Genomic DNA, 5,354 nt, shown 5'->3' with positions numbered 1-5,354 from the left:
CTCTGCCCGGAGGCCGCGGGGCTCCGCCCCAGACCCCGCGCCTCAAACGCCGGCGAGGCTGGATTTTTCCGCCGGCGGGGCTGGATTTCTCGACGGCTCAGAGGGTCGACAGTTCTGCCGTTACCGCTGCTGCTTCCGCAGGAGAGGTTGCGCGGTCGATGCGGATGGTGTCGCAGCCGACCCAGGTGGCGGCTTCGCGGAGGGCTTCGGCCATGGGGCGGGCTGCTTTCGGGGTGGTCAGGGAGAGTTGGCGGGCCACCAGGGTGGTGCCTTCGCGGGCCGGGTCCACGCGGCCCTGGAGGCGGCCTCCGGTCAGCAGGGGCATCGCGAAGTAGCCGTGGATCCGCTGGGGCTTGGGCACGTAGGCCTCCAGGCGGTGGGTGAAGCCGAAGATCCGCTCCGTGCGCGGGCGCTCCCAGACGAGGGAGTCGAACGGGGAGAGGAGCGTGGTGCGGTGGCGGGCCCGGGGGAGCGGGGACAGGGCGGCGGGGTCTGCCCAGGCCGGCTTTCCCCAGCCCTCTACGTGCACCGGGACCAGGCCCGCGTCTTCGACCACCGCGTCGAAGTCCTGGTTCTTGAGGCGGTGGTAGTCCGCGATGTCGGAGCGGGTGCCCACGCCCAGGGACTGCCCCGCGAGGGCCACCAGGCGGCGCTTGCACTCGCGGTCGTCCAGGTCGTCGTGGAGCAGCGCGGAGGGGACCGCGCGCTCGGGGAGGTCGTAGACCCGCTTCCAGCCGCGGCGCTCGGTGCAGACGACTTCGCCGATGTCGAGGAGCCACTCCACCGCGATCTTCGTCTCGGACCATTCGAACCACTCGCCGCCGTTCTTGGCGCCGCCCAGTTCGGTGGAGGTGAGGGGGCCTTCGGTCCGGAGGCGGTCCAGGACCGTCTTCGTCGAGCGGTCCTTGTCGGCCAGGACGTGCCAGCGGTGGCCGCGGGCCTTGCGCTCCCGGCGGCGGAAGGCGAAGTGCGGCCATTCCTCGATGGGCAGGATGCAGGCCGCGTGCGACCAGTATTCGAAGGCTTGCTGTTCCGACCAGTACGCGGCTTCGATGGTGGGGCGGCCGACCGCGCCGAGGCGCGCGTACGGGACGAGCTCGTGGGAGCGGGCCAGTACGGAGATGGTGTCGAGCTGGACGGCGCCCAGGTGGCGCAGGACGCCGCGGACGCCACCGCGCCGGTCCGGAGCGCCCAGGAAGCCCTGCGCGCGCAGGGCGATGCGGCGGGCCTCGTCGGCGGAGAGGGACAGGGCGGGCGGGGGCGCGGTCGTCATGGCGGAAACCCTAGAGCGTGGTGCTGACAGGGGAGGGAAGGTACGGGAGGCGGGAGGGCAGGGTGAGGTCGGAGGGGAGCATGGCGCCGGTCCAGCAGTCCCGCAGGGTCCCGCGGTGTTCCATGCCCGCGCGCGCGACGCCTTCGATGTGGAAGCCGGTCTTCTCGGCGACCCGGCGGGAGGCGGCGTTGCCGACCGCGGCGCGCCAGATCATCCGTACGCAGCCGAGCTCGGTGAAGGCCCAGCGCAGTACGGCGGGCAGCGCCTCGGGGAGGTAGCCGCGGCCCCGGTGCCCGGCGACGGTCCAGTAGCCGAGCTCGTGCGCGTTGTCGCCCTGCGGGCCGAGCCCGATGCACGCGACGAGCGGGCCGCCGGCGCCGAGGCGGACCCCGAAGTTGTACTCGGAGCCGTTCTGCCCGCCCGGGACCCGGGTCGTGAAGGCCTCGGCGTGCGTGCGCTCGTACGGGACGGCGACCGGTATCCAGCGCTGGATGGCGGGGTCCTGCAGGGCCGCGTACACCTCGTCGGTGTCGGAGGCGTCGAGGGGCCGCAGGACGAGGCGCTCGGTGGTCAGGGTGATCGGTTCCATCGGGCGATTCTGCTCTGGGAGGACGGCCGCGGCGAAACGGATTCCCGGCGGGATTCCCGAAGTGGGACCGCCCATACCGGCACCTTCGGTGCCCCTCGCACGTTCTCATTTCCGGGCAGTCCAGCCCCGCGGCAGTGCGGACCTCCCGACGCGACCGCGTCCTCGCTTACGATGGCCGTTGCGGTGGGGCCCACCCTCCGTGCCCGTGCACGAAAACAGTGCCAGGCCCGACCGGCAAGGAGACAAACCTCGGTGTCCGTCTTCAACAAGCTCATGCGTGCAGGCGAAGGCAAGATCCTCAAAAAACTGCACCGCATCGCGGACCAGGTCAACTCCATCGAAGAGGACTTCGTCAACCTCTCCGACGCCGACTTGCGTGCGCTCACGGACGAGTACAAGCAGCGCTTCCAGGACGGCGAGACCCTGGACGACCTGCTGCCCGAGGCCTTCGCGACGGTCCGCGAGGCCGCGAAGCGCGTCCTCGGCCAGCGTCACTACGACGTCCAGATGATGGGCGGCGCCGCCCTGCACCTCGGCTACGTCGCCGAGATGAAGACCGGTGAGGGCAAGACCCTCGTCGGCACGCTCCCGGCGTACCTGAACGCGCTGTCCGGCAAGGGCGTCCACCTGATCACGGTGAACGACTACCTCGCCGAGCGCGACTCCGAGATGATGGGCCGGGTGCACAAGTTCCTCGGCCTGGAGGTCGGGTGCATCCTGGCGAACATGTCTCCGGCGCAGCGCCGTGAGCAGTACGCCGCCGACATCACGTACGGCACGAACAACGAGTTCGGCTTCGACTACCTCCGCGACAACATGGCGTGGTCGCAGGACGAGCTCGTCCAGCGCGGCCACAACTTCGCCGTGGTCGACGAGGTCGACTCGATCCTCGTCGACGAGGCCCGTACCCCGCTGATCATCTCGGGTCCGGCCGACCAGGCCACCAAGTGGTACGCGGACTTCGCGAAGCTGGTCACGCGCCTGACCAAGGGCGAGCCCGGCCAGCCCCTCAAGGGCATCGAGGAGACCGGCGACTACGAGGTCGACGAGAAGAAGCGCACCGTCGGCATCCACGAGACCGGTGTCGCGAAGGTCGAGGACTGGCTCGGCATCGAGAACCTCTACGAGTCGGTGAACACCCCGCTCGTCGGTTACCTCAACAACGCGATCAAGGCCAAGGAGCTCTTCAAGAACGACAAGGACTACGTCGTCATCGACGGCGAAGTCATGATCGTCGACGAGCACACCGGCCGCATCCTCGCGGGCCGCCGCTACAACGAGGGCATGCACCAGGCGATCGAGGCGAAGGAAGGGGTGGACATCAAGGACGAGAACCAGACCCTCGCCACGATCACCCTGCAGAACTTCTTCCGCCTGTACTCGAAGCTGTCGGGCATGACCGGTACGGCCATGACCGAGGCCGCCGAGTTCCACCAGATCTACAAGCTCGGTGTCGTCCCGATCCCGACCAACCGCGACATGGTCCGCAAGGACCAGGCGGACCTGATCTACCGCACCGAGGTCGCGAAGTTCGCCGCCGTCGTCGACGACATCGCGGAGAAGCACGAGAAGGGCCAGCCGATCCTCGTCGGTACGACGTCGGTCGAGAAGTCCGAGTACCTCTCGCAGCAGCTCTCCAAGCGCGGCATCCCGCACGAGGTGCTGAACGCCAAGCAGCACGACCGTGAGGCCACGATCGTCGCCCAGGCCGGCCGCCGCGGCGCCGTCACGGTCGCCACGAACATGGCCGGCCGCGGTACCGACATCAAGCTCGGCGGCAACCCCGACGACCTCGCCGAGGCAGAACTGCGCCAGCGCGGCCTGGACCCGGAGGAGCACATCGAGGAGTGGGCGCACGCCCTTCCCGAGGCGCTCACGCGGGCCGAGGCGGCCGTGAAGGCGGAGTTCGAGGAGGTCAAGGAGCTCGGCGGGCTGTACGTGCTGGGCACCGAGCGCCACGAGTCGCGCCGCATCGACAACCAGCTGCGCGGCCGTTCCGGCCGACAGGGCGACCCGGGCGAGTCCCGCTTCTACCTGTCGCTCGGCGACGACCTGATGCGGCTGTTCAAGGCGCAGATGGTCGAGCGCGTCATGTCGATGGCGAACGTGCCGGACGACGTGCCGATCGAGAACAAGATGGTCACGCGGGCCATCGCTTCGGCCCAGTCGCAGGTCGAGACCCAGAACTTCGAGACGCGCAAGAACGTCCTGAAGTACGACGAGGTCCTGAACAACCAGCGCACGGTCATCTACGCGGAGCGCCGGCGGGTCCTGGAGGGCGAAGACCTCCAGGAGCAGATCCGGCACATGATGGACGACACGATCGACGCGTACATCACGGCCGAGACGGTCGAGGGGTTCGCGGAGGAGTGGGACCTGGACCGGCTGTGGAACGCCTTCCGGCAGCTCTACCCGATCAAGGTCACGGTGGAGGAGCTGGAGGATGCCGCGGGTGACCGCGCGGGCATCACCGCCGAGTTCATCGCGGAGTCCGTCAAGGACGACATCCACGAGCAGTACGAGGCCCGCGAGGCGACGCTCGGCTCCGACATCATGCGCGAGCTGGAGCGGCGCGTGGTGCTGTCGGTGCTGGACCGCAAGTGGCGCGAGCACCTGTACGAGATGGACTACCTGCAGGAGGGCATCGGCCTGCGGGCGATGGCCCAGAAGGACCCGCTGGTCGAGTACCAGCGCGAGGGCTTCGACATGTTCAACGCCATGCAGGAGGGCATCAAGGAGGAGTCCGTCGGCTACCTGTTCAACCTGGAGGTCCAGGTCGAGCAGCAGGTCGAGGAGGTCCTGGTCTCCGACTCCGGTCCGTCGCTGACCAAGCCGGAGATCCGGGCGAAGGGTCTGGACGCCCCGCAGCGGCCGGACCGGCTGCACTTCTCCGCTCCCACGGTGGACGGCGAGGGCGGCGTCGTCGAGGGCGACTTCGACGCGGATGCCGGTGACGACTCCGACGGCATGACGCGTGCGGAGCGCCGCAAGGCCGCCAAGGCCACGGGCGGCCGTCGCCGCAAGAAGTAACCCGCACCGTTCGCGGGACCACCGCCGGGGCCGGACACCACGCACAGCGTGGGGTCCGGCCCCGGCGGCGTTCGCGGGCGGGGCCGCGCGGCCGGGGTCACGGGCGGGGGCCGTGCAGTTCCACGGCGGCGCAGCGCCAGCGCAGGTCGGGGCCCTGTTCCAGGCGGAAGGCCAGCGCGGTGAGGCGGTCGCCCGTCGCGATGCGGGCGAAGGCCTCGATGACCCCCGGGCCGGGGATGAAGCGGCCGCATCCGTGGAGGACGGGGCTGAGCCGGCGGGCGTCGTACGGGCGCCCGTACGGGCGCTCCTGCGGGGGGTCGGCGGGGGCGAGGGTGATCAGCTGGTCGTAGGCCGGGCCGATGGTGTGCCCGATCAGGGAGTGCACGGGGCGGCGTCCGCTGAGGACGGCGAGCAGCCGTTCGGCGAACCAGTGGTGCGGGCCGCTGCCGCGGTGGACGGCGG

Annotated in this window: 4 protein-coding genes; 1 reads left to right on the top strand and 3 read right to left on the bottom strand. The window is 70.1% G+C overall.

Translation table 11 applies throughout. The annotated features are described in order from the left end of the window. Positions 1-97: 97 nt before the first annotated feature. Both ACFWNV_RS39200 and ACFWNV_RS39195 read right to left on the bottom strand, forming a co-directional pair. Entirely contained in the window at positions 98-1,273 is a 1,176-nt protein-coding gene (locus ACFWNV_RS39200) for a winged helix-turn-helix domain-containing protein (RefSeq protein ID WP_383956997.1), read from the bottom strand. 10 nt (positions 1,274-1,283) lie between these two features. Then, positions 1,284-1,862: a GNAT family N-acetyltransferase gene (locus tag ACFWNV_RS39195; protein ID WP_383956994.1), complete on the bottom strand. Its 579-nt coding sequence runs from the start codon at positions 1,860-1,862 to the stop codon at positions 1,284-1,286. A gap of 252 nt (positions 1,863-2,114) precedes the next feature. Between ACFWNV_RS39195 and secA the strand changes: the two genes are divergently transcribed. Beyond that, positions 2,115-4,892 (top strand): preprotein translocase subunit SecA, encoded by a 2,778-nt coding sequence (gene secA, locus ACFWNV_RS39190; RefSeq protein WP_383956991.1) that lies wholly within the window; start codon positions 2,115-2,117, stop codon positions 4,890-4,892. Positions 4,893-4,989: 97 nt separating this feature from the next. Here secA and ACFWNV_RS39185 read toward each other — a convergent pair. Then, positions 4,990-5,354, bottom strand: a 365-nt coding sequence (locus ACFWNV_RS39185; protein WP_383956988.1) for an Rv3235 family protein, incomplete at its 5' end; no start/stop codon positions are given.

Origin of the sequence: Streptomyces sp. NPDC058401, from assembly GCF_042722885.1 — a bacterium.
Taxonomy (GTDB): Bacteria; Actinomycetota; Actinomycetes; order Streptomycetales; family Streptomycetaceae; genus Streptomyces.
Note: the sequence above shows the minus strand (reverse complement) of the source record. Positions and strands in the feature narration are given on the sequence as shown.